Source organism: Cupriavidus sp. F041, assembly GCF_057814235.1.
Genome location: NZ_JBVASY010000001.1, coordinates 3,293,265 through 3,317,380, shown reverse-complemented (window position 1 = coordinate 3,317,380; position 24,116 = coordinate 3,293,265). Strand labels below are relative to the sequence as shown.

The 24,116-nt window shown below is 64.8% G+C and carries 18 protein-coding genes; 11 read left to right on the top strand and 7 right to left on the bottom strand.

Going from position 1 to position 24,116, the window contains the following annotated elements; translation table 11 throughout:
* Positions 1–126: 126 nt before the first annotated feature.
* From tcuB to ACZY0R_RS15225, 3 genes are all read right to left on the bottom strand, one after another.
* The gene (gene tcuB, locus ACZY0R_RS15235; protein ID WP_488859181.1) at positions 127–1,299 is read right to left on the bottom strand and encodes a tricarballylate utilization 4Fe-4S protein TcuB; all 1,173 of its coding nucleotides are present in this window, start codon (positions 1,297–1,299) and stop codon (positions 127–129) included.
* Entirely contained in the window at positions 1,286–2,713 is a 1,428-nt protein-coding gene (gene tcuA, locus ACZY0R_RS15230; protein ID WP_488859180.1) for an FAD-dependent tricarballylate dehydrogenase TcuA, read from the bottom strand. The genes tcuB and tcuA overlap by 14 nt, the downstream gene beginning before the upstream one ends.
* A gap of 123 nt (positions 2,714–2,836) precedes the next feature.
* Positions 2,837–3,850 (bottom strand): LysR family transcriptional regulator, encoded by a 1,014-nt coding sequence (locus tag ACZY0R_RS15225; RefSeq protein ID WP_488859179.1) that lies wholly within the window; start codon positions 3,848–3,850, stop codon positions 2,837–2,839.
* Between the two features lie 361 nt (positions 3,851–4,211).
* Here ACZY0R_RS15225 and ACZY0R_RS15220 point away from each other — a divergent pair, with 361 nt between their 5' ends.
* The 3 genes from ACZY0R_RS15220 (at position 4,212) to ACZY0R_RS15210 (ending at position 8,087) form a co-directional block, all read left to right on the top strand.
* Positions 4,212–6,041: a methyl-accepting chemotaxis protein gene (locus ACZY0R_RS15220; RefSeq protein ID WP_488859178.1), complete on the top strand. Its 1,830-nt coding sequence runs from the start codon at positions 4,212–4,214 to the stop codon at positions 6,039–6,041.
* A gap of 333 nt (positions 6,042–6,374) precedes the next feature.
* The gene (locus tag ACZY0R_RS15215) at positions 6,375–7,622 is read left to right on the top strand and encodes a cation:proton antiporter (RefSeq protein ID WP_488859177.1); all 1,248 of its coding nucleotides are present in this window, start codon (positions 6,375–6,377) and stop codon (positions 7,620–7,622) included.
* Between the two features lie 156 nt (positions 7,623–7,778).
* Positions 7,779–8,087, top strand: a complete 309-nt coding sequence (locus ACZY0R_RS15210) for a Rieske (2Fe-2S) protein (RefSeq protein WP_488859176.1) — start codon at positions 7,779–7,781, stop codon at positions 8,085–8,087.
* Between the two features lie 23 nt (positions 8,088–8,110).
* On the opposite strand, the gene ACZY0R_RS15205 is transcribed toward ACZY0R_RS15210, so the two are convergent.
* Complete coding sequence (locus ACZY0R_RS15205; RefSeq protein WP_488859175.1) at positions 8,111–9,349, bottom strand: polyhydroxyalkanoate depolymerase; 1,239 nt, start codon at positions 9,347–9,349, stop codon at positions 8,111–8,113.
* 87 nt (positions 9,350–9,436) lie between these two features.
* Positions 9,437–11,095, bottom strand: a complete 1,659-nt coding sequence (locus ACZY0R_RS15200; protein ID WP_488859174.1) for a fatty acid--CoA ligase — start codon at positions 11,093–11,095, stop codon at positions 9,437–9,439.
* A 466-nt stretch (positions 11,096–11,561) separates the two neighbouring features.
* Between ACZY0R_RS15200 and ACZY0R_RS15195 the strand changes: the two genes are divergently transcribed.
* The 5 genes from ACZY0R_RS15195 to sorB all read left to right on the top strand — a co-directional run bounded on the left by ACZY0R_RS15195 (position 11,562) and on the right by sorB (position 16,732).
* Complete coding sequence (locus ACZY0R_RS15195) at positions 11,562–12,557, top strand: Bug family tripartite tricarboxylate transporter substrate binding protein (RefSeq protein ID WP_488859173.1); 996 nt, start codon at positions 11,562–11,564, stop codon at positions 12,555–12,557.
* Between the two features lie 21 nt (positions 12,558–12,578).
* The gene (locus ACZY0R_RS15190; RefSeq protein WP_488859172.1) at positions 12,579–13,280 is read left to right on the top strand and encodes a DsbA family oxidoreductase; all 702 of its coding nucleotides are present in this window, start codon (positions 12,579–12,581) and stop codon (positions 13,278–13,280) included.
* Positions 13,281–13,696: 416 nt separating this feature from the next.
* Positions 13,697–14,782, top strand: coding sequence for a YeiH family protein (locus ACZY0R_RS15185; RefSeq protein ID WP_488859171.1), 1,086 nt, complete (start codon positions 13,697–13,699; stop codon positions 14,780–14,782).
* A gap of 76 nt (positions 14,783–14,858) precedes the next feature.
* On the top strand, positions 14,859–16,085 hold the full coding sequence (gene sorA, locus ACZY0R_RS15180) for a SorA family sulfite dehydrogenase catalytic subunit (protein ID WP_488859713.1): 1,227 nt from the start codon (positions 14,859–14,861) through the stop codon (positions 16,083–16,085).
* An 8-nt stretch (positions 16,086–16,093) separates the two neighbouring features.
* Positions 16,094–16,732: a SorB family sulfite dehydrogenase c-type cytochrome subunit gene (gene sorB, locus ACZY0R_RS15175; RefSeq protein ID WP_488859170.1), complete on the top strand. Its 639-nt coding sequence runs from the start codon at positions 16,094–16,096 to the stop codon at positions 16,730–16,732.
* 310 nt (positions 16,733–17,042) lie between these two features.
* Here sorB and ACZY0R_RS15170 read toward each other — a convergent pair whose 3' ends face one another.
* On the bottom strand, positions 17,043–17,348 hold the full coding sequence (locus ACZY0R_RS15170) for a hypothetical protein (RefSeq protein ID WP_488859169.1): 306 nt from the start codon (positions 17,346–17,348) through the stop codon (positions 17,043–17,045).
* A gap of 229 nt (positions 17,349–17,577) precedes the next feature.
* Positions 17,578–20,280 (bottom strand): winged helix-turn-helix domain-containing protein, encoded by a 2,703-nt coding sequence (locus tag ACZY0R_RS15165; protein WP_488859168.1) that lies wholly within the window; start codon positions 20,278–20,280, stop codon positions 17,578–17,580.
* A 375-nt stretch (positions 20,281–20,655) separates the two neighbouring features.
* Here ACZY0R_RS15165 and ACZY0R_RS15160 point away from each other — a divergent pair, with 375 nt between their 5' ends.
* The 3 genes from ACZY0R_RS15160 (at position 20,656) to ACZY0R_RS15150 (ending at position 24,108) form a co-directional block, all read left to right on the top strand.
* The gene (locus ACZY0R_RS15160; protein ID WP_488859167.1) at positions 20,656–21,591 is read left to right on the top strand and encodes a universal stress protein; all 936 of its coding nucleotides are present in this window, start codon (positions 20,656–20,658) and stop codon (positions 21,589–21,591) included.
* 9 nt (positions 21,592–21,600) lie between these two features.
* Complete coding sequence (locus ACZY0R_RS15155) at positions 21,601–22,656, top strand: beta-keto acid cleavage family enzyme (protein WP_488859166.1); 1,056 nt, start codon at positions 21,601–21,603, stop codon at positions 22,654–22,656.
* Between the two features lie 111 nt (positions 22,657–22,767).
* A complete protein-coding gene (locus tag ACZY0R_RS15150; RefSeq protein WP_488859165.1) occupies positions 22,768–24,108 on the top strand; it encodes an MFS transporter in 1,341 nt (446 codons plus the stop codon).
* Positions 24,109–24,116: the final 8 nt, after the last annotated feature.

Below are 24,116 nucleotides of genomic sequence, written 5' to 3'. Positions count from 1 at the left end.
GCAGTCGCTGCGGCAATGGGGGTGGCCGGCGACGCTGCTGCTTCCTGTGCAGGCAACGCCGCCGGCACGCAATGCGCCGCGGGCCGGGCAATACGTTGCCTGGGGCGAGGAGCGCGGCCGCAGATTTCAGTCCGAGCCGAGCGACAGGTTGCCCGGCCGGCGTTTCTCGATATTCCATTTCAGCAGCGCCGCGCTGCGATAGATGCCGTGCGCGAACTTGCCGTAAGGCAGGGTCAGGAACAGTGCCATCACCACGCCCAGGTGCACTGCCAGCAGCAACGCCATGGCCGATGTATCGCGCCACGCCAGCAGCGCCAGACCGGTCAGGCTGGTGAAAAACAGCAGCGCGATAAAGCCCCGGTCCATCGGCTTCTGGGCCGCGTCGCCTGTGCGCGGATCGCGCCTCAGGTTGAGCCAGAGCAAACCGGCGGGACCAACCAGCAGGCCGATACCGCCTGCCGTGCCGAGCAGCACCGGCAAGCTGCCCGGCGCATACGGCGCGTGCAGGTCCAGCAGGTAGTGGTACAGCGTGGCCACCGCCGTGGCGGCAAAGCACAGCATGAAGCCATAGAAGGTGAAATGGTGGAAGCGCCTGCGCCACAGGGTGAACGCGTCGTCCGCGTTGTTGCAGCCCTGCCCGTGGCCGCCATCGAGGTAGCGCAGCCGCAGCGCGTCGTGCGCCGCGCCGCCGATGGCCGGACCGCGTTTCTCGCCCTCGACCTCGCCGGGCGACACCTTGCGCCAGAAGCGCGCCACCCCCACGCCCAGCGCCGCCACGGCGAAGGCGAACACCACGCCGAACATCGCCGCGAGCAGGTTGTGCGGGAAGATGGCATAGAAGTTGCCGGCCAGCGGCGCGTGCAGCAGGCTGCCGCGCATCGCCAGCACCATCACCAGGAACAGCGCCAGCCCGGCCGCCAGCGCCAGCGCAGTGGCCAGGCCGGCGCGGCGGTACAGGCCACCGAAGGCGGCGGGCCAGGCGTAGTCGGAATACGTCTGCGCACGCACCCTGGCCATGGCCTGCGGCACATTGACCGCGAACTCGTGCGGTGGCGCGTACTGGCACGCGTGGTAGCAGGCGCCGCAGTTGTGGCACAGGTTGGACAGGTAATGGATGTCGGCCTTGCCGAATTCCAGCCGGCGCGTCATGGCCGGAAACACGGCGCAGAAGCCTTCGCAATAGCGGCAGGCATTGCAGATCTGCATGACGCGGCCAACCTCGGCCTCGTCCCCGGTGAGCGGCAGCACGCCCTGGGCCAGCGCCGCCGCTTCGCGCGTCAGCGCTTCAAGATGTTGCATGCTGCTCTTCCTGTAGTGCGTTCTGAGCGGGCCGCCCGAGAGCGGCTGCTGCGGCCTGGGTGCCGGCGATGCGGCCGAAGGCGGTGCCGATGGCCATGCCGACGCCTGCCGTATAGCCCTTGCCGAGCACGTTGCCAGCCATCATCTCGCCGGCCACGAACAGGTTGGCGCTGGGCTTGCCGCCGAAGTGCACGGCGGCGTGCTCGTTCACCCTGAGCCCGAGGTAGGTGAAGGTGATGCCGGGACGCAGCGCATAGCCGAAGAACGGCGCGGTATCGATGGGCCGCGCCCAGTGGGTCTTGGCCGGTGCGATGCCCTCGGTGTGGCAGTCGTCCAGCACCGTGTGGTCGAAGGTGCCGACGCGGCAGGCCGCGTTGTACGCCTCGATGGTGCGCACGAAGGTGGCCTCGTCCAGCCCGAGCTGGCGCGCCAGTTCCGGCAGCGTATTGGCGCGCGCGCCCGGGAACACCGGTGGCATGAAACGGCCCACGGCCTTGGCGTCGATGATCGAATAGCCGATCTGCCCTGGCTGCTGCGCCACCAGCCGCCCCCAGATGGCGTAGCGCTTCGGCCAGAAATCCTCGCCCTCGTCGTAGAAGCGTTCGGCGTTACGGTTGAGCATCACGCCCAGCGAGACGCAGTCCACCCTGGTGCAGATGCCGCCGTCGTACAACGGCGCGCGCGCGTCGATGGCCACGCAGTGCGATTGCGACGGATCGCCGATGGCGTCGGCGCCGGCCGCGATCATGTGCTTCAGCAGCACGCCCATATTGAAACGCGTGCCGCGGATCAGGAAGTTGTCGGCCGGCCAGTCGCCGTCGGCGTTCTGGCCCCAGGCCTCGCGCAGCCACTCGCGGTTGGACTCGAAGCCGCCGGCGGCCAGCACGCAGCTGCGCGCCTCGATGCGCTCGCTGCCAATGCGGGCGGCGACGAAGCGGCCGCCGTCCAGTTCGATGGCGTCCACCGCCGCGTTGTAGCGCACCTGCACGCCAAGCGCCTCGGCACTGCGGAAGTACGCATTGACCAGCGCCTTGCCTCCGCCCATGAAGAAGGCATTGGTGCGCGCCACATGCAGCGCGCCCGACAGCGGCGGCTGGAAATGCACGCCGTGGCTGCGCATCCAGTCGCGGCAGGTGGAGGAGGCGCGGATCGCCAGCCGGGCAAGGCGCTCGTCGGTGAGGCCGCCGGTGACCTTGAGCAGATCCTGCCAGTACTCCTCTTCGGGATAGGCATCGATCAGCACGTCTTGGGGCGCATTGTGCATGCAGCGCAGGTTGCGGGTGTGCTGGGAGTTGCCGCCGCGCCATTCGCGCGGGGCCGCCTCGAGCAACAGCACGCTGGCGCCCGCTTCGCGCGCCATCAGCGCGGCGCACAGGGCAGCGTTGCCACCGCCAATGACCAGGACATCGATCATGGGCGAATGCCTCCGGCAAGACTGAAGGAAGTTGGCGGGGACTGCTCCCGGATTCGAATATTGGAAAGCACGATAGGGGTTCCGGTGGGGATGCCCGCAATGTAGCGGCCCGCCGGCGCGCTGCTAAGTCCTCTTATCGCATGGGGGCATCACGAATCGTGATACCCCGGCCCTGCCCCGCCGCGTCTCAGCCCTCCGGCCCCGCAGCCGCGCGCCCCGCCAGGCGCCCGAGCGCACCAGCTCGCGGGCGCAATCGGCCAGCACCACGCGCGAGGCCAGCGCGGCGGGCGCCAGCTCATCGTCAGAGAGGCTGCACAGCACGTTCTGGCGCCGCACCTTGGGATCGGCGATCTCGGCCAGGTGGAAGCGCTGCCGGGCATCGGCATAGCGCCCCACCGCGGCCCAGGGCTGCAGGGTGCCACCGAAGCCAAGGTCGACCGCGTCCATCAGCATGGCGAGAGAATCCACCTCCTGCACCACCTGCGGCACGATCTTCACGCGGGAGAAGGCCGCATCGAGGGTGCTGCGCAGGCCGTGCAGGCCGGTGGGCATGATCAGCGGCACGTCCTGCAACTGCGCCATGCGCAGCCGCGCGGGCGCATCGGCATCGACGCCGGGAGGCAGCACCTTGCGCGAGCGGATCAGGAACAGGGTTTCTTCCAGCAGCGGCATCACGCTCCACCGCCGCGCCACATGGGTATCGAACAGGACGGCGAGGTCAAGCTGGCGGGCATTGAGCATGGCACTGAGGTGGCCGGACAGACTCTCCACCATATGCAGGCGCACATCCGGATAGCGCTCGCGCATGGCGCGCATCAGCGGCACGCCGATCACCGACGCGGTGGTGGGTGCCAGGCCGACGCTGACCGTGCCGGACAGCCGTGCGTGGTGGGCGGCGCGCTTGGCCTGCTCCGCATGGCGCAGCGCCAGCTGGGCTTCGCGAAAGAAGGCCAGGCCGGCTTCGGTGGGCGTGACGCCGCGCGTGGTCCGGCGCAGCAGCCGGGTCGAGAGTTCGCTCTCCAGCCGGCTGATCTGCTGGCTCATGGCGGACTGCACCATATCGAGATCGAGCGCAGCGCGGCTCATGCTGCCGAGTTCCACCACCCGGACAAAATACTGAAGCTGGCGCAGTTCCATCTGACTCCTTCCCGATGCCATCCATGCCGGCCACACCGCGCCGGCGTGATCCGAGGCCTGGATTCCTGTGCGTGGCTTTATATCAGAAGCGCGCGGCCGGGGCGTAGACCGCAAAAAATGAACAAGGCTTCCCAACGTCTGAATGTCCGGGACACCAGACAGGCAGGGGAAGCGTTTTCAACGCGCAATAGCGACGAACTCATCACGCGCCTGCCCTCAGGATTCCGTCGCGCAGCAAAATGTCCGCACATTTCCGCTCCAGCCCTACAGTTCTCCAACAGCCTTCCGTTAGCCAGGGCATGCTGGCCGACAACAAAATTGTCGGAGGCCTTTTTTCACAACCGCCCCCTACCCACCGCGCATGCTTCTCTCGCTACGTACACGCATTACGGCGACCTGTGTCGCCATTGTTGTCACCGCCCTGTCGGCATCCACCGGCATAACCTACGTTGTCACGAAGCACAGCGACGAACGCGCCCTGAGGCAAAACCTCGCCACGATCACCCAAGGCAACGCCCAGGCCATCACTGAGTGGCTGACCGCGAGAGCCGCCATGGTGGAAGCCGTTTCCCCTGAGAGCCTCGCCAGCGACCCCATGTCCGCAGTCACGCAACTGGAGAAATCCGGCGGCTTTGTCGTGGCTTACGCAGGCTTTCCCGACAAGCGCGCCGTATTCTCCCGCGACCTTGGCATCCCCGCCGGCTACGACCCCACGGGCCGCCCGTGGTACCAGGCTGCCGTCAAGACCGGCAAGCTGGTGATCACGCAACCCTATGAGGACATTGCCTCGAAGAAACTCGTGGTGACGCTGGCCCTGCCGGTGTTGGCCAATGGCGAGTTGAAGGCCGTCGTGGCCGCCGACGTGAACCTGGATGCCGTCACTTCCATCGTGACAGGCATCCACCCCACCCCTGCCAGCTTCGCCTTCCTGGCCGACAACAACGGCCGCATCGTTGCGCATCCGGATGCGAAGCTCAACCTCAAGCCGGCCACCGACCTGTCCGCCGAGTTGACAACGAACGCGCTGGGCAACCTGGCCGATCCCGAGAAGCCACTCGCGGTTAAGATTGCCGGCGCCGCCAAGCTGCTCCATGCGGAGCCGGTGAAGAATTCGGACTGGGAACTGGTTGTCGCCATGGATGAGGGCGAGGCCCTGGCCGGTCTGCATAGTGTGCTGCGGGCCATGTTCATGACGCTGGTGGTTGTGGCTTGTCTCGCGGCCGGTGTGGGCTCCGTGATGACTGCCTCGGCGTTCCGGCGGCTGTCCCAGGTGCACGAAGCGATGGATGAGATCGGCTCCGGGCACGGCGACCTGACCAAGCGGCTGCCCGCTGACGGAGAAGACGAAGTCGCCCAGATCGCCCGCTCGTTCAATCAGTTTGCCGACAAGCTGTCTACCGTCCTGATCGATATCCGCGACAGCAGCGAATCCGTCAGGACCGCGGCCGCGGAAATCTCCCAGGGCAATATCGATCTTTCATCGCGCACCGAGCAGGCTGCCGCCAGCCTGGAACAGACGGCCGCGTCCATGGACCAGCTCACCGGCACCGTGCAGAACTCGGCCGAAGCCGCCGTGCGCGCCGGCGCACTGGCCGCCTCGGCCTCGCAGGTCGCCAACCGGGGGGGCGAAGCCGTTGCGCGCGTAGTGACCACGATGCAGGAGATTTCCACGGCATCGGCCAAGATCCACGACATCATCGGTGTCATCGACGGCATCGCATTCCAGACTAACATCCTGGCGCTGAACGCCGCCGTGGAAGCCGCCCGCGCCGGTGAACAAGGGCGCGGGTTCGCCGTGGTGGCCGGCGAAGTCCGCACCCTTGCGCAACGCAGCGCGCAGGCCGCCAAGGAAATCAAGGCCTTGATCAGCAAGTCGGTGGCGAAGGTGGATTCGGGCGCGGACCTGGTGCAGGAAGCCGGGGAAACCATGAACAGCATCGTCGCCAGCGTGAAACAGGTCGAGCAGGTGCTTCGGGAAATCTCGGCCGCCGGCAGCGAACAAAGCGTCGGCATCATGCAGGTCAACCAGGCCGTGGGGCAGCTCGACAACACGACGCAACAGAATGCGGCGCTGGTCGAGCAAGCGTCGGCCGCCGCCGGCTTCCTGCATGAGCAAGCCAACAAGCTTGCCGATGCGGTGAGCCAGTTCCGGCTGGCCAGGGCCCATGGCGGCACCAGGGCGGTAGCCTGAAGCGTCGGGCAGGAGGCTGCATGCGCCAAAGCCGCCTGCGATGACGGCGGCTTCACGCCCTCTCCTCCCAGCGGAAGAGGGTTGGGGAAAAGAGGGTACCGCTTCGGCTGAACCCTCTTTCCTTTTGGAGGACATACGCCGTGGTGGGCAGCAAAGCTGTCCTGAAAGGAGCATCCCTTCAATCCTTTCCATACTTTCCACCCGCATTTGAAGAAATATCCCAAATACTGGTATCTTGCATGTGGCATAAAATACACTTCGCCGCGTCCAGGCACGATCTGAACGCGGCCTCATCCACCTCGCAATGCCTGAAAGGCAGGAGACCCCCCTCGCATGACTGTGTTCCAAGGGACCGGCGCCCTTTTCACCCTCATCGCCATTTTTGGCGTCATCAACCACCGCTTTATCAAGCTGCCCGATACATTGGGCATCACCGCCGTCGGCCTGGTGGCCTGCCTGAGCGTCTCCGTCCTCGGCTTCAACCATCCTGAAATGGTCGCGCAGGCCCGCAAGCTGGTGGCCCAGATCGATTTCTCCGATGTCGTGTTTCACGGCCTGCTCAGCCTGCTGCTGTTTGCCGGCGCCCTCCACGTCGACCTCTCACGCATGCGCCGTCAGCGCCGGGCCGTGATCATGCTGGCCACCGTGGGCGTGGTGATCTCCACCGCCGCGGTCGGTGCCGGCTTCTACTATGTGGCGCAATGGCTCGGCCACCCGATCAGCCTGCTGTGGTGCCTGGTATTCGGCGCCCTGATTTCTCCCACCGACCCGATCGCCGTGCTGAGCGTGCTCAAGAGCGCGGGCGCGCCGGAAAGCCTGGAAACCAAGATTGCCGGCGAGTCCCTATTCAACGACGGCACCGCGGTGGTGGCGTTCCTGACGCTGGTGGGCCTGGCCACCGGCGCCACCGATTTTTCTCCTTCCCATGTGGCGGTGGCGCTTGTGCGCGAAGTGCTTGGCGCCGTGGCGCTGGGCATCGTGGTGGGCTACGTGGCATCGCTGCTGCTGCGGGGTATCGACAGCTATCCCGTCGAGATCCTGATCACGCTGGCGCTGGCCACCGGCGGCTACAGCCTGGCCGAAGTGGTACACGTGTCGGCGCCGCTGTCGGTAGTCATCATGGGACTGGTGATCGGCAATCACAGCGCCACCAAGTCGATGTCGGAAAAGACGCGCGAGCATTTGTTCAACTTCTGGGGCCTGCTCGACGAGTTGCTCAACCTGGTGCTGTTCGGCCTGATCGGGCTGGAGATCATCGCGCTGTCCCTGCAGTTGCATATCGTCTGGCTGGGGTTGGCGGCGATTCCCGTGGTGCTGCTGGCGCGCGGCATCAGCGTGGCCATCCCACTGCTGGCGCTGCAGAACTTCCGCCGGCTCAATCCGCACTCGGCCACCATCATGACCTGGGGCGGCCTGCGCGGCGGCATCTCGATCGCGCTGGCGCTATCGCTGCCGGAGTTCCCGGGCCGCGAGATGCTGATCGGCGTGACCTACCTGGTGGTGGTGTTCAGCCTGCTGATCCAGGCCACCACGCTGGGCAAGCTGGTCAGGCACCTGAATGGCCTGAACGCGAAGCGGTAGCCGCAAGGCGTCCCAGGGAAGAAACATGATCCGGCGCCGATCGGCCCCTGCCCCCTACCCGTCGTGGGGGGGATACCGCCATGGCAGACGCCTATCATCAAGGCTCTTCTGCGGGCGCCAGCGCCAGCGCCACTAAACCTCTTCCCAGGACGTGAGATGACCGAAGTCACCCTTGCCTTGACCGACATCCCGGACGGCCGCTGCCGGCTGCTCAGGATTGGCACGCATGAAGTCGCGGTGTTCCATGTCAATGGACATGTCCACGCACTGGCCGACAGTTGTCCCCACGCCGGCGCGTCGCTGGCGGGGGGCAAAGTCGACGGCACCACCGTCCAGTGCCGGGCGCATGGCCTGCGGTTCAACCTGGCAACCGGCCACATGGCGGGTAACGCGGCCCTGGCGGTCAAGCGCTACCCGGTAACCGTTTCCGGCGGGATGGTTACGGTTGCGGCACCCGACGACTGACCCGCGCCGCACCCGGGCGGACGCTAGGCGTTACGAATGAAGGCCCGGACTTCCGGGTAAATGTCCTCGCGCCAGCGGCGGCCAGAGAAGATGCCATAGTGGCCGCACCCGGCGGCGGTAATGTGCTTCTTGCTCTCTTGCGCGATGCCAGCGCACAACTCGTGCGCCGCCGCCGTCTGGCCGGCGCCCGAGATGTCGTCCAGTTCGCCTTCGATGGTCAACAGCAGAGTGCCCTTGATGTCCTGCGGCCGCACCGGCTTGCCGTCGACTTCCCAAGTGCCGTTGGCGAGGCGAAATTCCTGGAATACCTCGCGGATGGTGTCGAGATAGAACTCGGCATCGATGTCCAGCACCGCGTTATATTCGTCGTAGAAGCGCACATGGGCTTCCGCGTCGTCGGCATCGCCTTCGACCAGGTTCAGGTAATAGTCGTAGTGCGAAGTCAGGTGACGGTCGGGGTTCATGGCGACGAAGCCGGCATGCTGCAAAAAGCCCGGATACACCTTGCGGCCATGCCCAGGGTAATTCGCCGGCACCGTGTGAATCACATTATTCTCGAACCACTTGAACGACTTGTTGGTCGCCAGCGAATTCACCGCGGTCGGACTGCGCCGCGCATCGATCGGGCCGCCCATCATGGTCATGGTCTTGGGCGTCTTCTCGCCGTCCGAGGCCAGCAGGGAGATGGCCGCGAGCACCGGCACCGTAGGCTGGCACACCGAGATCACATGCAGGTGTTCCGCGCCGATGTGGCGGATGAATTCCTGGATGTAATGGATGTAGTCGGCCAGGCCGAAACTGCCGTCCTCGACCGGCACCATGCGGGCATCGATCCAGTCGGTCACGTAGACCTTGTGATCCCGCAGCAAGGTTTTCACCGTGTCGCGCAGCAGCGTGGAATGGTGGCCCGACAAGGGCGCGCACACCAGTACGATCGGCTCATCCTTGAGCAGCCTGATGGTATCGGGGTCGTCCGCGTAGCGCTTGAAGCGCACCAGTTTGCAGAAGGGTTTCTCGATGATGGTCTGTTCGACGATCGGGATGTCCCTGCCGTTGGAGCGTACCGACCTGATATCGAAAGCCGGCTTCTCGTATTCCTTGCCGAGCCGGTATAGCAGTTCGTAGCCGGCGGCCAGGCGCGTGGCGCCGGGCACCAGGGAAAGCGGACTCAGGGGATTGGTGAAGGTCTTGGCTGTAGCCTGCGCCCACGCGGTAAGCGGGTGCAGCATCGAGCGCTGGAATTCATGGAGCTGGTAAAGCATGGCTATTTCCCCCGGGATGATTTGATTTTCTTCAGCGTTTCCAGATCGAAGAAAACTCCGCTGCGCCCTTCGTCAGCTATTGGTCAGCTATAGCAGATTCTTTCGGAGTTGCTTCTTATCGATTTTCCCTACGCTGGTCTTCGGGATCTCGGCGACGAATACGATTCGCTGCGAATCCGGCACGGCGTATCGGCTGATCCGCTTTGCGTCGACGTAATGCTGCAAGTGGCGGCGAATATCCTCGACAGTCAGGCCCTCATCGCTGACGCACACCACGGCCATAGGGCGTTCGCCCCATTTTTCGTCCGGCACGCCGATTACCGCGCTTTCACGCACACCGGGAATCCCGCAGATCAAATGCTCGACTTCGATGGAAGACACCCACTCGCCACCTGTCTTGATGACGTCCTTGAGACGATCAACGACTTGTATGTATCCATCCGGCATCATGACTGCCACGTCCTGGGTATGCAGGTAGCCCCTCGCCCAGAGGGCCTCCGAGGCCTCGGGCTTGCCAAGGTATCCCAGGGTCAGGTAAGGCGAGCGCAACACGATCTCTCCCTGCGTCTTGCCGTCGCGCGGCACATCCCGCATCTCGCTATCGACAACACGAAAATCGGTCAGGGGAACCGGCCTGCCGGTCATGCAGCGCAGGCGCACGCTTTCATCGATGTCGTCAGGATCCACGCCCGGCGGGAACTGCGACAGCGCGACGATCGGCCCCGTCTCCGACATGCCATAGCCGGCGAAGACATCGATGCCTTCCGTGACCGCGGCCTTGCAGAGCGATGCCGACAGCGCGGAGCCACCGATGATCATCTTCCATCCGCGAAGATCCGTCTCCTGCCCGCGAGCCTGTTGCAGCAGCATCTGCAGGATGGTAGGCACGCAATGGGAGAACGTTACGTTTTCTGTCTTGCGCAGCCGTAGCAGGTTTTCCGGCAAATACCTGCCGGGAAGCACGATCTTGAGACCGAGCATGACGGCTACATAGGGCATGCCCCACGCCAGCACATGGAACATGGGCGTGATGGGCATGTAGACGTCTTCGCGATGCAGTCTCTGGCCCTCTCGCGGCGCGCACAGAGTGGTGGCTGTCGCGAGCGTATGCAGGACGATCTGACGGTGACTGTAGCTCACGCCCTTCGGATCGCCGGTGGTGCCCGTCGTATAGAAGATGGCCGCCGTAGTCTTCTCGTCAAAGTCCTGGAATGCAAAGTCGGGCGATGCCTGGCCGAGCAGCGCCTCGTATTCTCCTGCGACCGGCAGGCTGGTCCCGGGCAGCGGCTGACCGTCGGCAATCGTGATGATCTTGCGGACATGGCGCAATTCGGAGCGGATTTCCTCCAGCAGCGGAAGGAAGTCGGCGTGTGCCAGGATCACTTCGGCGCCGGAGTCATTCAGCGTGTAAGCAATCTGCTTGGGCGAGATGCGCACATTGACGGTAAATAGTCGGGCGCCCATCATCGGGATGGCGAAATAGCTCTCAAGATACCGGTGGCTGTCCCAATCCATGACGGCAACCGTGCCCCCATGCGCCACGCCTTGCGCGGCAAGCGCGGATGCAAGCCGTCCGATGCGCTGGCGGAACTGCCCGAAGGTAAAGCGCTGCTCGCCGCAGTAGGTAATTTCCTGGTCGCCATGGAGGCTGACAGAGTTCAGAAGCAACTGTCCGACAAGCAACGGGTAATCATAGGCCGACGGGGTTGCCGCAATCTGGCTCGAGGCTGGGTCAAAGGCTTGCATGGAGGGTCTCCTGGTAGTTTTGGTGGGTATGTATCTTTGCCAGGCCATGCAGCGTACGAACCGTGCGTTGGCACAACGCCCCATGGTTCGCTGAGTACGGCGCCCGCCGCGCGTTTGATGCGCGCGTGGGACATGCCAGGCTGGCGATCGTCGTTACCTGCGCCGGCGGATGCCTGTTCGGGCGCAAAGGCTGGCAGCCTACTTCAGCTTGTCCGGCCGGAGCCTGGGTCTGAGGGTGGCATGAAGTAAGCCTGCTGCCCTGAATTCTGCCGGACTATCGCTGCGGCTCCCCCCCACTGCTGGGGGGGGACGCCGCACGCGCCAGCATCAGAATACTGGCGACAGGTGCCCAAGAACACTTCACCAAAGTGCGGGGTAGAAACCTTCGCGGCGGGGCGAGACTGCTCGCTGGTAGCGTGGCATGTCGCCCGCGCCACGGAGCCGCAAGAATAACCAGGAGACTCACATGAAATGCATTGGTTGGTTCACCAGGAACGGTCGCGCGCTAGTGGCTGGCGGGGCAATGGCCCTCTGCTTCGCTTCTCAACAAGCCATTGCCCAGGCATGGCCCGCGAAGCCCGTGCGTATCGTCACCGCCGCGCCCCCGGGAGGCACTGCCGATATGCTTGCCCGCAGCCTTGCCGACGGCCTGAGCAAGCAGCTTGGCCAGAGCTTTATCGTTGATTCCAAGCCGGGAGGTTTCGGCGCGATCGCGGTACAAGACGTTCTGGCGGCACCGCATGACGGCTATACACTCCTTGTCATCCAGGACGGCATTGCTTCCGAAATCCCTTTTCTGTCAAAGCTCCGCTTTGATCCCTTCAACGACATCAAGCCACTGGCGGAACTGGCGCGTGGCGGCCTGGTGCTTGTCGGCAACCCGAAGTTGCCCGCCAGGGACCTTCCCGAACTGATTCGATACATCAAGGCCCACCCGGCCAGCGTCAACTACGCGTCCTACAGCAGCGGCATGCTTGGGCACACCATGGGCCTGCAACTGAATCGGCTTGCCGGTATCGACATGAGCCATGTCGGGTACAAGGGCTCTCCGCCAGCGCTACAGGATGTCATGGGGGGGCATGTCCCGCTGATGTTCGACGGCACCGCAACGTCGCTACCGCTGATCAAGGCCGGCAAGCTCCATGCCTTCGCCGTCAGCTCGCCGAAGCGTCTCGCCGTGCTGCCGCAAGTACCCACATTCACGGAACTCGGATATCCGGGGCTCAATCAGGTAGCGTGGATAGGACTCTGGGCAACGCCGGACGTGCCGGAAGCGATTCAGGAACGCCTGCGCGCCGCAACCCGCAAGGTACTCGAAACGCCCGCCGTGCGGGATCGCATTGCCGAACTGGGCCTGGATGCAGGGCTCCCCAAGAGCCAGGCTGAGCTAAGCGCCTCGCTTCACGCTGCCCACGACCGCCAGGGCGCGCTACTGAAGGCGATTGACTTCAAGCCCGAATAACAGATGCCAGACGCTATCGACATGAACCTCAGCGCCGCGCCCGCGAAAACCGAACCCGATGGCATGCGTCACACATTGACGATCGAAGCCTTCTTCGACTTTGTCTGTCCCTGGTGCCTGATTGGCAAGCGCAATCTGCAGGCTGCCACGAGCCGTCTGGCCGAAGCACGGCCCGACGTGGGTCTGAAGCTGCTGTGGCGCTCGCATCAGCTGTTGCCGGACACACCGGTTGGCGGCTTCGACTACCAAGCCTTCTACCTTGCACGTCTTGGCAGTCTTGACGCGATCGCCAGGCGTCGTGCCCAGGTGCGGCAAGCCGGCAGCGCCGCCGGCGTCGATTTCAACTTCGAGCGGATCGCCCTCCTGCCTAACACGGCGGCAGCACATGATCTGGTCGCCTATGCCGCTGGGCATGGCGACAAAGTGCAAGTGGCGGCATTGATAGAACGCCTGTTTTGCGCCTATTTCATGGACGGAGAGGATATCGGTGACTTATCCGTCCTGGAACGCTTGGGACTGGACCGCGGACTGGACCGACAAGGGCTGGCCGAGCATCTCGATGCATCCCCTGACAGGCATCGCGGGTCGGTACGTCAACTACCGCCTGCCGGTTATGCCATCAGCGGTGTCCCCTGCTTTGTGTTCAACGGCACACACGCGCTTTCCGGCGCCCATCCGCCGGACACGCTGTTCGAAGCGATGTTGCGCTCGGTTCGCGGCTGAAGCCGCTCAAAGCCGACGCGGTGCGGGAGAACGGTGCCGTGTGCGAATGCGCGATTTGTTACACGGGAGCCCGGCGATCGCGTCGCTGCCCCCCCCCCGCGACAGGGGGCAATCACCTACATTGCGAGGACTAGACTGGGCATCGGGTTCTTGGCATTCAGGCTCGCATCCGGGAATCCAGATGCGAGCTTTTTTTCGCCATTGCTCACTGTCGCCGGAACGCGCCCTGCCCATTCAAGCCCCGGCTCCAGTCAGGCGACGAGATGTGCCGATGCGGAAACCGGCGCTGCGGCGCATCGGCGGGAAGCGCGTTTTGACCATCTATCGACAAAACCGGTAAGGGATATCCAAATTTCGCGTTTTTCCGATTTAGCCGATCGCTCTACGCTCGCATATCAACATAGAAAAGCTCCCCCATGTCTTCAATCGCACAAGCCAGCAGCCCCCCCGTCTCCGCCGCCCTGAACTGGCGGAATCGCCTGCTTACGCTTCTGCCTCTGGGATTTACCGCCTGGCTGGCGCTTCAGCTTTCAGAGCATCCGGCCATCGCCAAGATGGGCCTGAGCGCCCTCACACTCGCCATGTTCGCAGGCATGTTCGCCGGGAACACGTTGCCGCGCGACTGGCTCACGCCGCTGGCGCCGGGCATGCAAGTCGCGCGGCATCACATGCTGCGTCTGGGTGTGGGGCTGTATGGCCTGCGCCTGACGTTCGACGCGATCGTTGCGCTGGGCCTCGCAGGTGTCCTGATTCCCCTGGCCATGCTGGTCTCGACCTTGCTGCTGGGCACCTGGATCGGCGTCAGGCTGCTGGGCCTCGAACGGCGCGAAGCGCTTGTGGTCAGCGCGGGGAGCGCTGTTTGCGGGGCTGCCGCCGCGATTGCCATGGCTTCAGTGGTCAAGACCGACAATCGCCAGACTGCCGTTGCCGTGGCTACGGTCGTGCTGTTCGGGACTGTGGGCATGGTGCTCTACCCTTACCTTTTCGACCTCGCCGTGGGCCACATGCACCTGGCGATCAGCGAGCGCACATTCGGCATCTTCACCGGCGCGACCTTGCATGAGGTAGCACAGGTCATTGCCTCCGGCAAGATGGTCAGCGACGCGACCGCCGATGCCGCCGTCGTAGCCAAGATGGTACGCGTGCTGGCGCTCGGCCCCCTGCTGCTGATCATGGCACTGTGGACCCGCGCAAGCGACCGCAAGCAAGGTCTCGATACGGGCGGTGCTGGCTGGTCCGGTCTCCTGCGCTCGGTGCCGTGGTTTGCCCTTGGTTTTGTTGCCGTGATGGCCATCAACTCCGCCGGCATGGTCCCGCCTGACTGGAAGCCCGGACTGATCGCGCTGGACAACTGGCTGCTTGCCACCGCCATGCTTGCGATCGGCCTGCAGACGCGCTTGATTGACCTGGTCCGGACCGGACGCGCGCCGATGATCCTGGCGGGCATTTTGTTCGTGTTCCTGATCACAGGTGGCGCGGCCCTGTGCTGGCTCACGGCCTGAGCGACGGCGGATAAGAAGCGATAAGAAGACCAACCGAAGAGGAGAAATAGTGGAGAACCGTAAGAACCCTGATCAGATGCTGCCCGCGCGGCGCACCTTCCTGCGCGGTGCTGCCGCACTCGGGGCGCATGCGGCGCTGGGCGGCATCGCGTTCGATGCAATGGCGACCGCGAGCGCAGGCACCGTGGACTTGCCGTTCGACAACGGCACGCGTGAACTGGTGGCATTCCCCCAGAAACGCCCGCTGATCCTCCTTACCAGCCGCCCCCCGCAGCTCGAGACACCATTCAGCGTCTTCAACGAAGGCGTCCTCACGCCGAACGACGCATTCTTTGTGCGATACCACTGGAGTGGCATTCCCACGTCCATCGATCCCGACAGCTACCGGCTGCAAGTGGGCGGCAAGGTTGCGAACCCGCTGGCATTGTCGCTGGCGGACCTGAAACGCATGGCTGACCCCGTGGAGTTGGTGGCGGTCAACCAGTGCTCCGGGAATAGCCGCGGCTTTCTCGAGCCGCGCGTCAATGGCGGGCAACTGGCAAACGGTGCCATGGGCAATGCCAGATGGATGGGGGTTCCGCTGAAGAAAGTACTGGAAAAGGCTGGCGTGCAGCCGGGTGCCGTGCAGGTCAGCTTTGATGGACTGGACCGTCCGCCGCTGGATGGCAGTCCGGACTTCATGAAAGCACTGCATATCGATCACGCGCTGGATGGCGAGGTGATGCTGGCATGGGGCATGAACGGGGCGGACTTGCCCTTGCTCAATGGCTATCCGCTCCGCCTGGTGGTACCGGGTCACTATGGCACCTACTGGGTGAAACACCTTTCGAATATCCAGGTGCTTGACGGCGTCTTCGATGGCTTCTGGATGAGCACAGCGTATCGCATTCCCGACAACGACTGCGCATGCGTCGAACCGGGCAAGGCGCCCGCGCGCACGACGCCGATTGGCCGCTTCAACGTTCGCTCTTTCATCACCAGCCTGCAGACCGGCAGCAAGGTCTCGGCCGGCCATGAGACAGTCGTGCGCGGCATCGCATTCGACGGTGGGTACGGTGTTTCCGACGTCGCCTTCTCCGCCGATGGCGGGCAGACCTGGAGCGCGGCGCGTCTGGGCAAGGATCTTGGCCGCTACTCCTTCCGGGAGTGGAGCGTGGCCTTCCGCCCGTCGCGCAAGGGAAGCTACGACCTGCGCGTACGCGCCACCAATCGAATCGGGCAAAGCCAGCCGCTCAATGCACTCTGGAATCCGGCTGGCTATATGCGCAACGTGGTGGAAACCACCCGCGTCAGCGCCGTATGAGGGACACAATGAAGAATCCGCATAAGCTGGTGCGTGCCGGCCTTATCGCCACGATGGCGGTCTTGAGCGGCATTCCCGCTGCCTTTGCACTGGAAGTCACGCTCCCCGCGGAAACCGCCAGCTATAAGGCTAGCGAACTCCCCGGATACCGCCTAGTGCAGCAGAACTGTATGACCTGCCACTCAGCGCAATACGTGCAGACCCAGCCGCCTTCATCTACACGCGCCTATTGGGAAGCCACGGTAAAGAAGATGAAGAAGCCATTCGGGGCGCCGCTGAAGGATGAGGATATGCCGGCCATGGTCGACTATCTGGTCAAGACCTACGGCGCCGAACGGGGCAAGGACAGCCAGGGAACCGCTGGCGCGCACCCTGCCGTGCAGGCATCCACGGCGCCGCAGGATGCCAGGAGCCTGCTAAGTGCGAACAACTGCACCGCCTGTCACGCTGTCGACAAGAAAGTGGTCGGGCCAGCGCTGCATGATGTCGCGGCGAAATACGCCGGAAAACCGGATGCGACCACGCAACTGATGCAGAGCATTCGGGCCGGCGGCAGCGGAAAGTGGGGCGCCGTTCCCATGCCCGGGTTCCCGCAACTAAGCGAAGCGGAACTGAAAACCCTGGCTAACTGGGTGCTGACACAGTAGCAGCCTCGGATTCCTGGCGCCTGGCGCGCCGTAGCGGGCGAATACGCGCAGGCCTGGCCGGTTCCAGGCCTGCGTCGACGCGCCTTCGTCATCCGATACGTTGGCGATGACGTTCAGCACCGCGGCATACTTCACTCCAGGCAACTCCAGCAGCGGCATGTCGCGTGCGATCAGCCGCAATGCCTGCCGCTCAGCATCGCTCCCGGCGTGGACGGGTTGCCGGGCGGCGTGCGGTTGATTCGCGTCGAGACCGGTCCCTTCCCCACTCGCGGCGGAGGACGAGGACGGGCCGGTGGAGTCTTGCTGGCAGTTAAACGACTGTCACCTTGCAGATCTTGGAAATCATGTAGCCCACGGCGGCCATCTTGTGTTCGTGCTTGACGGCAAAGGCATTCAGGTGCGCAGTGATGCAGCGGTCCAGGGCCTCGCCGGCGCCTTCGTTTTCAAAGCCGGGCAGGAACGAGATGGAGACGCCCGGCAGCGGGTAATCATAAAGGCGAGCGTCCGCGACCTGGGTGTAAAGATTGCCGTTCCGGAACTCCTCAGGGATCTCGTCCCACTTCGGCAGGAGCTTTTCGGTGCTACGCGCCAGTTCAGCGTCAGTGATGCCGTTCAAGTCGGCTCGAGTCAGAGAGTAGGCCATGGTCGTCCTTCAGAGACAAAATAATGCATCGGAGTGATGCTCTGGCCGAATGAATGCGCTGTGGCTGCGGTTTCGACCGGTGGACTGAGCATCTGACCGATTCAAACATGTCTCGGACAAGAGCCTCCCCCCAGCAGCGGGGGGGAGGCTGTGTCTTAACTGAGTAACGTCACGCTGCCGGCCGGGACCGACGGCACTTCCGCTATGCGTCGCGCAACAAGCCCAGCAACTGCGCCCGGTGCACGATCTGCTTGCGGGTGCCGGCGTCCAGCTTGGCCGACAGGTTCTTCAGATGCCACTTGACCGTCTCCTGCCCGATGCCCATGGCAAGCGCGATTTCCTTGTTGGCGAGATGCCGGGCCAGCAACTCCAGGACATTGCGCTCTTTCGGTGTCAGCACCATGCTGGGCGCCACACGCGGCCTGTCTCCGCCGGCCTCGGCAGTGAGGGGCACCGCCTCCCGCGCCGGCCTGGCAGGATCAAGACGCTGCGCACCGATCGATTCCATCTCGCTATTGCGCGCCCAGTCCGCCAGCGCGGGATTGACGTCGAGCAGGCCGCGCGTCATCCCGTACGCCTGTAGAAGATTCATGGCTTCGCGCAGCAAGGCTAGCCCCTTCTCGCCGCAGCGGTCCTGCGCCAGCGCCCGCAGCGCCATGATCTCAACGCGCAGGCTCCCGAGTTTCATCGCCGCCGCCCCCGCCTCGGCCCGCGCCAGTTGTTGCTGCGCCGCTCGCCAGTCCTGCTCGGCGATGCGGGCATAGGCATGTGCCAGCTCCTGGAGCAAGATCAGGCTGCGCTGCTTGATCGGAGAATCGGACGAGGCATTGCCCTCGACGATCTCGTCAATGTGCCGCTGCAGGGTCCGGCATGTCTCGGAGCGAAAGCGCCCGCTATGCAGCCGCAACTGCTCGGTCAGGCTCGCCACGCACAGCCTGGGCAGGTTGCGGGCAATGCCAACCGCATGCATGGTCTCGAGCAAGTCAAGGGCGCGATGTTCAGCACCCGTGGCCGCTGCAATGCGGGCCGCCGTGCGGTAAGCGAGCAGCACCGTGTCTGGCGTGCCGCCGCGCTCCAGGATATCGAGCCGGTTGGCCAGCAGCGCTGCTGCTTCGTCAATCTGGTCCCGTGCATAAATGGCGGTGGCTAGCAGTGCGGCAAGCATGCAGGAAAACGGGTGGCGCCGACCCAGCTCTTCGTCGGCGCGGGCCAGCGCCGGCCGCAGCGTGCGCTCCGCCGACAGCACCTGGCCCTCGAAGATGTACGCCAGTCCGATGATGTAATCGCGCCAGCGGACGACATAGCGGTAGGCAAGACCAGCCTCGCCAAGTGGTACGTTCTGCTCGTAGCGACGCGCCTTGGCATATTCCCCCGCCATCAACGCGCGGGCAGCCAGGCGATTGGCATGCGCCTGCACCAGCCACGCATCGCTCACGGGCGGCACCTCCCCCCAGCGATCGAACAGGGCGGCCATGCAATCTGGCTCGTCCGCGTAATAGGCGGCGGCGCTCAGGATCAGATCGATCTCGTAGCGCATGGCGTCGTCCGGTGTCGCGTGGTGGAGGATTTTCCGCACTTGCGCCTCGGCCTGCTGATGACGCTCGCTCAGCGCCAGCGCCCATGCCACCGCGAGGCGCAGGCGTGGATGCTTGTCCAACTCGGACTCGGGCAGCCACTTGAGCCATTCGAGCACGGCTGACAATTGACCGCGGGTCGCGGCCTCGTGCAGGCAGCGCTGCGCCAGGCCGTAGGCGGTCTCGCGCTGGCCGCTGGCAAGCGCGTGGCGCGCGGCAGCTTCGGTCATGCCATGATCGGCAAGCCAGTGCATGGCGCGATCATGCATCCCTTCGAGTTCCTGCGCCGGGAGGTCCGTCAGCCGGGCGCGCAGCGCATCGCGTGCCAACGCATGCAGGCGGAACCACTCGCCATGCTGGTCCGCAACGACAAACATCGGCGTGTCATGCATAAGACGCTGCAGGCGCTCCTGCGCATCCTGCAACCCCGTCACGGCGCGGCAAAGATCGGCATGCAACAACTCCACAATCGAGATACGCGTAAGGAATCCGGTATCCGCATCGGAGAGCCGGGCAAGCAGCGCGGTAACGAAGTGCTCGCGCATGCCTCCGGTGCTGTTGGCGAAGGCATCGATAGCGGCAACGGGATCGGGAGCATGGGTGATTGCGGCCAGCGCGAGTTGCAGGCCGAGCGGCCAGCCTTCGGTCGCGTCATGCAACCTGGCGCACGCGTCGGCTTCGACACTGGCGTCGAAGTGGCTGCCGATCAGCGCGATCGTCTCGTCCAGGCGGAAGCGCAGCATCCCGGCATCGACCTTCACGCACTGGTCATAGGGGCCCAGCCGCTCGATGACCGTGTCGAACCCGCCCCGGGCCGCCACCACGATGCGCAGGTTGGGTGGCAGGTTGTTGAGCAGGTAGATCAACGCATCGCGGCTGGACTCCGGCAGCCGCTCGGCTTCATCGAGTATCAGGACGATATCGAGCGCAACGTGGGCAATCTCCGCCAGCCACGCGGTGAAGCCTTCCAGCGGCCCGCGGGACGATCCTTCCCCGTCCGGCAGCCGTCTGCCGAATGCTGGCCGCCCGCAGCCTGAGCGAATCGCGCTCGTGAGCCCCAGCAACAAGCGCCCCGGATCGTCGTGCTCGTCCAGCGACACCCAGGCAACCGCGCTGCCGCGCATGATGTACTCGCGGTGCCACTGGATCAGCAGGGATGTCTTGCCGAAGCCGGCAGGCGCTTGCGCGATCGTCACGGGCCTGTCGACAAAGTGCTCGCAGTCCGAGCGCAGGCGTCGGCGCGCAAGGAGGTGGCGCGGTCCGCGCGGTGGACTGGTCTTGAGCAGGAACGCCGATGCTGTGACGCCAGTGCCACTGGTGGAATTTGTCATCGAATAAGCCCGGCAGGCTATGCCGTTCGAGTGGATGGGCAGAAGAGCCAGATGGGATGTGGCGGATGCCCAGTGCCGGCGATTATAGACAGGCCAGGCGCGTCGAAGGCCGCTCCCAGGGATATCCCTGTGCCGTTCCCCCCCGCCGCTGGGGGGAGCCTCCCACCGGTACGCTCCTACTATCCAATCCATGCAGTACAACTACGAAAGTGATGCAATGCCGGCAACCAACTACGCAATCGCGATGACGCCGGGCGCCAATCCCGGGCCTGCAGCGACCACAAGGTTATGCACGGCTATGCACGCCATGCGCCGGCAGGCCCAGGTGCCCGCCAATGCATCCATCTCGCTCTGACCCGAAACCGGCCTCGAAACATGTTCCGCCATCTGTTTGTTCCTGTCGATCCTAGCGATCACGGCGCCAATGCAACGGCGCAAGCCATCGCACTGGCCCGCAGCCACGGCGCGCGCATCAGCTTCCGGTACGCGCAGGCGGCGGGCACACATGGCCAGTCGCTGGCCCGCGAGGCGCTCGTCCGGGCCGACGCGGCAGCGCGTGCGCAAGGCTTAACAAGCACGGTGGCCAGCATCGTTGCCGAGCAGCCAGAGCGCGCGTTACTGGCCGCGGCGGACCAGGCGGGCTGCGACGCGATTGTCCTCGCCCATGGCACGGGGCAACTCGCGGAGCTGTCCTCCACTGCCCGCCACATGCTGGTGCATGCCCGCATTCCGGTGCTGTCAATCGGGGCCAACTGCGTACCCGCGCCCATTGCGACAATCGATCTGCTGCACAACGAGTACAAGCGCCTGACCGCGCTGCTGCATGCCTGGCTGCGCCTCGTCGAAACGCCGCCCCCGCCGGGCGCGCCAATTCCCTCGGCTCCGCTGCTGGCGGCCATCGAGTACGTTCGCCTGGTGGTCCATCCGCTGCTGCAGCGCAAGGAGGTCACGTTATTCCGCCGCCTGGGCCGGCGCAGCGAGGCCATGCGCGCGGAACTGGACGAGTTGTCCCGCCAGCACTTGCGTCTACAGAGCCTGCTGGATGACCTTGCCACGCAAGTGGAGCAAGCCGACGGCAGCGACTCCGCCTTTGCGGCACTAGCCCAGGCCGTCGAGCAGTATGCCCGCCTGGTATGGGAATACAGGGGCCGCGAAGAAGGCGTTGTGCTCCCGGCGGCGCGCCGCCACTTGACCGAGGGCGATTGGAAGGATGTGCATTCAGCGCTGACCCCGGCAGTCACTCACCACGTCGGGATACGCTCCGACGCCAGCTTTGCAGAGCTGCTGACGCAATTGACCCCAACCAGATAAGGACTAAACATGCAATTCCTCGACGATTCCCTGCACCCCGAGAACCAGGACAAAGTGGTCATCACCGTGGCGCCTTACGGCCCCGAGTGGATGCCGGCGGATTTCCCCGAAGACATTCCGGTGACGATGGATGAACAGGTGCAAAAGGCGGTTGACTGCTACAACGCCGGTGCCACGGTGCTGCACCTCCACGTGCGTGAACTCGATGGCAAGGGCTCCAAGCGCTTGTCCAAGTTCAACGAACTGATCGCCGGCGTGCGCGCCGCGGTGCCCGACATGATCATCCAGGTCGGCGGCTCGATCTCGTTTGCCCCGGAAGACGACGGCCAGGCCGCCAAGTGGCTGTCGGACGATACCCGGCACATGCTGGCCGACCTGGACCCCAAGCCGGACCAGGTGACGGTAGCCATCAATACGACGCAGATGAACATCATGGAGCTGCTCTACCCGGAATACCTGGAAGGCACCTCGCTGGCCAACCCGGCTTTCCAGGCTGCCTACAGCGAAATGACCGTGCCCGCCGGCCCCGCCTGGGTCGAGGAGCACCTGAAGCGCCTGCAGGCCTCCGGCATCCAGCCGCATTTCCAGCTGACCGGCATCCATGCGCTGGAAACGCTCGATCGCCTGGTGCGCAAGGGCGTGTACACGGGACCGCTGAACCTGACCTGGATCGGCATCGGCGGCGGCTTCGATGGTCCGAATCCGTTCAATTTCTTCAACTTCATCCATCGCGCGCCGGATGGCTGCACGCTGACCGCCGAATCGTTGTTGAAGAACGTCCTGCCCTTCAACATGATGGCCATGTCGATGGGCCTGCACCCCCGCTGCGGCATCGAGGACACCATCATCGACCAGCACGGCAACCGCATGACCTCGGTGCAGCAGATCGAGCAGTGCGTGCGCGTCGCCCGCGAACTCGGCCGTGAAGTGGCCAGCGGCAAGGAAGCGCGCAAGATCTACAAGATCGGCGTGCAGTACAAGGATGCCGAGGAAACCCTGGCAATGCATGGCATGGCGCCCAACCGCAAGCCGCGGCAGGCAAACCTGCCCTTGCGCGCAGCCTGACGCCAGCCCCGGGCAAGCGGACGGGCCACGATGCCCGTCCGCTCGCCATAGATCGCATTATCCGCGCCGAATTCGCGGCGCAACAGCGGCACCAGACCGCAGGAGACTTTCATGGGACAGTCCCTCTCCGGGACCGCTCGCGCGGACACGGATCTCACCGCCAAGCCGGCACGCTCGCATGCCTACGCGTGGCTGGTATTCGCCCTCATTTTTGCGCTCCTGCTTTCCGACTATATGTCGCGGCAGGTGCTGAACGCCGTCTTTCCCCAACTGCGGCTTGAGTGGGGCCTGTCCGACGCCAAGCTCGGCTCGCTCAGCGGCATCGTCGCGCTGATGGTCGGTCTGTTCACGGTGCCGTTCTCGCTCGTCGCCGATCGCTGGGGCCGCGTCAAGAGCCTGGCCCTGATGGCGCTGCTCTGGAGCTGCGGCACGCTGGCGTGCGCGCTCTCCGCCAGCTACGGGCATATGCTGGCGGCCCGCTTCTTCGTCGGCATTGGCGAGGCGGCCTATGGCAGCGTCGGGCTGGCCGTGATCCTGAGCATCTTCCCGCCTTCCCTGCGTGCCACCCTGACCGGTGCCTTCACCTCCGGCGGCATGTTCGGCGCGGTGCTGGGCATGGGGCTGGGCGGTGTCGTGGCGGCCCGCTTCGGCTGGCGCGCGGCTTTCATGGCCATGGCGGTATTCGGACTGATCGTGGTGCTGATCTATTGCGTCACCGTGACCGAAGCCAGGCTGGCGCGGCGCACGGCAGGGGCACGCGCCACCCACGGCGGCGCGGCGCCAGCCCGAGCCCGCATCCCCTTGCCGGCGCTGCTGCGCGGGCTCTTCTGGGCACCGTCCCTGGTCTGCGCCTATGTCGGCAGCGGCCTGCAGCTTTTCATCGCCTACGCGATCATGGCCTGGATGCCGAGCTACCTGAACCGGTACTACGGCATGCCGCCCGACAAGGCTGCGCTGCTCGCCGCGGCGCTGCTGATCGTCGGCGGCGTCGGCATGACCTTGTGCGGGATGCTGACGGACCGGGTAAGCCGCAACGCGCCGGCCCGCAAGCTGACGCTCGCGATCCTCTTCTGTCTCGTGTCGTGCGTGCTGTTGCTGGCGGGCTTCCGGCTGCCGCCGGGTACCGCGCAGTTGCTGCTGATCGGTTTCGGCATGCTGGTGGCAATGGGTACCTGGGGCCCCGCCGGCGCCATGGTGGTCAATCTCTCCCGCCCCTCGACCCATGCCACCGCGCTGGCGATGCTGACGCTGGCCAACAACATCCTTGGCGCCGCGCCGGCGCCTTACCTGACGGGCCTGCTGGCCGACAGGATCGGATTGCTCGGGGCCCTGCAGATGGTTCCGCTGATCTCCCTGGTCGCAGCGGCCGTGTTCTTCATCGCCAGGCCGCGCTACCTGCGCGACCTGCGGCTTGCCGAGGCGCGCAATGAGGCAGAGCGCACCGGCGCCTGACTCTTCTT

Excerpts from the sequence above, each read along its gene's own strand:
- tcuB (WP_488859181.1), bottom strand. The coding sequence starts at position 1,299 with ATGCAACATCTTGAAGCGCTGACGCGCGAAGCGGCGGCGCTGGCCCAG.
- tcuA (WP_488859180.1), bottom strand. The coding sequence starts at position 2,713 with ATGATCGATGTCCTGGTCATTGGCGGTGGCAACGCTGCCCTGTGCGCC.
- ACZY0R_RS15225 (WP_488859179.1), bottom strand. The coding sequence starts at position 3,850 with ATGGAACTGCGCCAGCTTCAGTATTTTGTCCGGGTGGTGGAACTCGGC.
- ACZY0R_RS15220 (WP_488859178.1), top strand. The coding sequence starts at position 4,212 with ATGCTTCTCTCGCTACGTACACGCATTACGGCGACCTGTGTCGCCATT.
- ACZY0R_RS15215 (WP_488859177.1), top strand. The coding sequence starts at position 6,375 with ATGACTGTGTTCCAAGGGACCGGCGCCCTTTTCACCCTCATCGCCATT.
- ACZY0R_RS15210 (WP_488859176.1), top strand. The coding sequence starts at position 7,779 with ATGACCGAAGTCACCCTTGCCTTGACCGACATCCCGGACGGCCGCTGC.
- ACZY0R_RS15205 (WP_488859175.1), bottom strand. The coding sequence starts at position 9,349 with ATGCTTTACCAGCTCCATGAATTCCAGCGCTCGATGCTGCACCCGCTT.
- ACZY0R_RS15200 (WP_488859174.1), bottom strand. The coding sequence starts at position 11,095 with ATGCAAGCCTTTGACCCAGCCTCGAGCCAGATTGCGGCAACCCCGTCG.
- ACZY0R_RS15195 (WP_488859173.1), top strand. The coding sequence starts at position 11,562 with ATGAAATGCATTGGTTGGTTCACCAGGAACGGTCGCGCGCTAGTGGCT.
- ACZY0R_RS15190 (WP_488859172.1), top strand. The coding sequence starts at position 12,579 with ATGAACCTCAGCGCCGCGCCCGCGAAAACCGAACCCGATGGCATGCGT.
- ACZY0R_RS15185 (WP_488859171.1), top strand. The coding sequence starts at position 13,697 with ATGTCTTCAATCGCACAAGCCAGCAGCCCCCCCGTCTCCGCCGCCCTG.
- sorA (WP_488859713.1), top strand. The coding sequence starts at position 14,859 with ATGCTGCCCGCGCGGCGCACCTTCCTGCGCGGTGCTGCCGCACTCGGG.
- sorB (WP_488859170.1), top strand. The coding sequence starts at position 16,094 with ATGAAGAATCCGCATAAGCTGGTGCGTGCCGGCCTTATCGCCACGATG.
- ACZY0R_RS15165 (WP_488859168.1), bottom strand. The coding sequence starts at position 20,280 with ATGACAAATTCCACCAGTGGCACTGGCGTCACAGCATCGGCGTTCCTG.
- ACZY0R_RS15160 (WP_488859167.1), top strand. The coding sequence starts at position 20,656 with ATGTTCCGCCATCTGTTTGTTCCTGTCGATCCTAGCGATCACGGCGCC.
- ACZY0R_RS15155 (WP_488859166.1), top strand. The coding sequence starts at position 21,601 with ATGCAATTCCTCGACGATTCCCTGCACCCCGAGAACCAGGACAAAGTG.
- ACZY0R_RS15150 (WP_488859165.1), top strand. The coding sequence starts at position 22,768 with ATGGGACAGTCCCTCTCCGGGACCGCTCGCGCGGACACGGATCTCACC.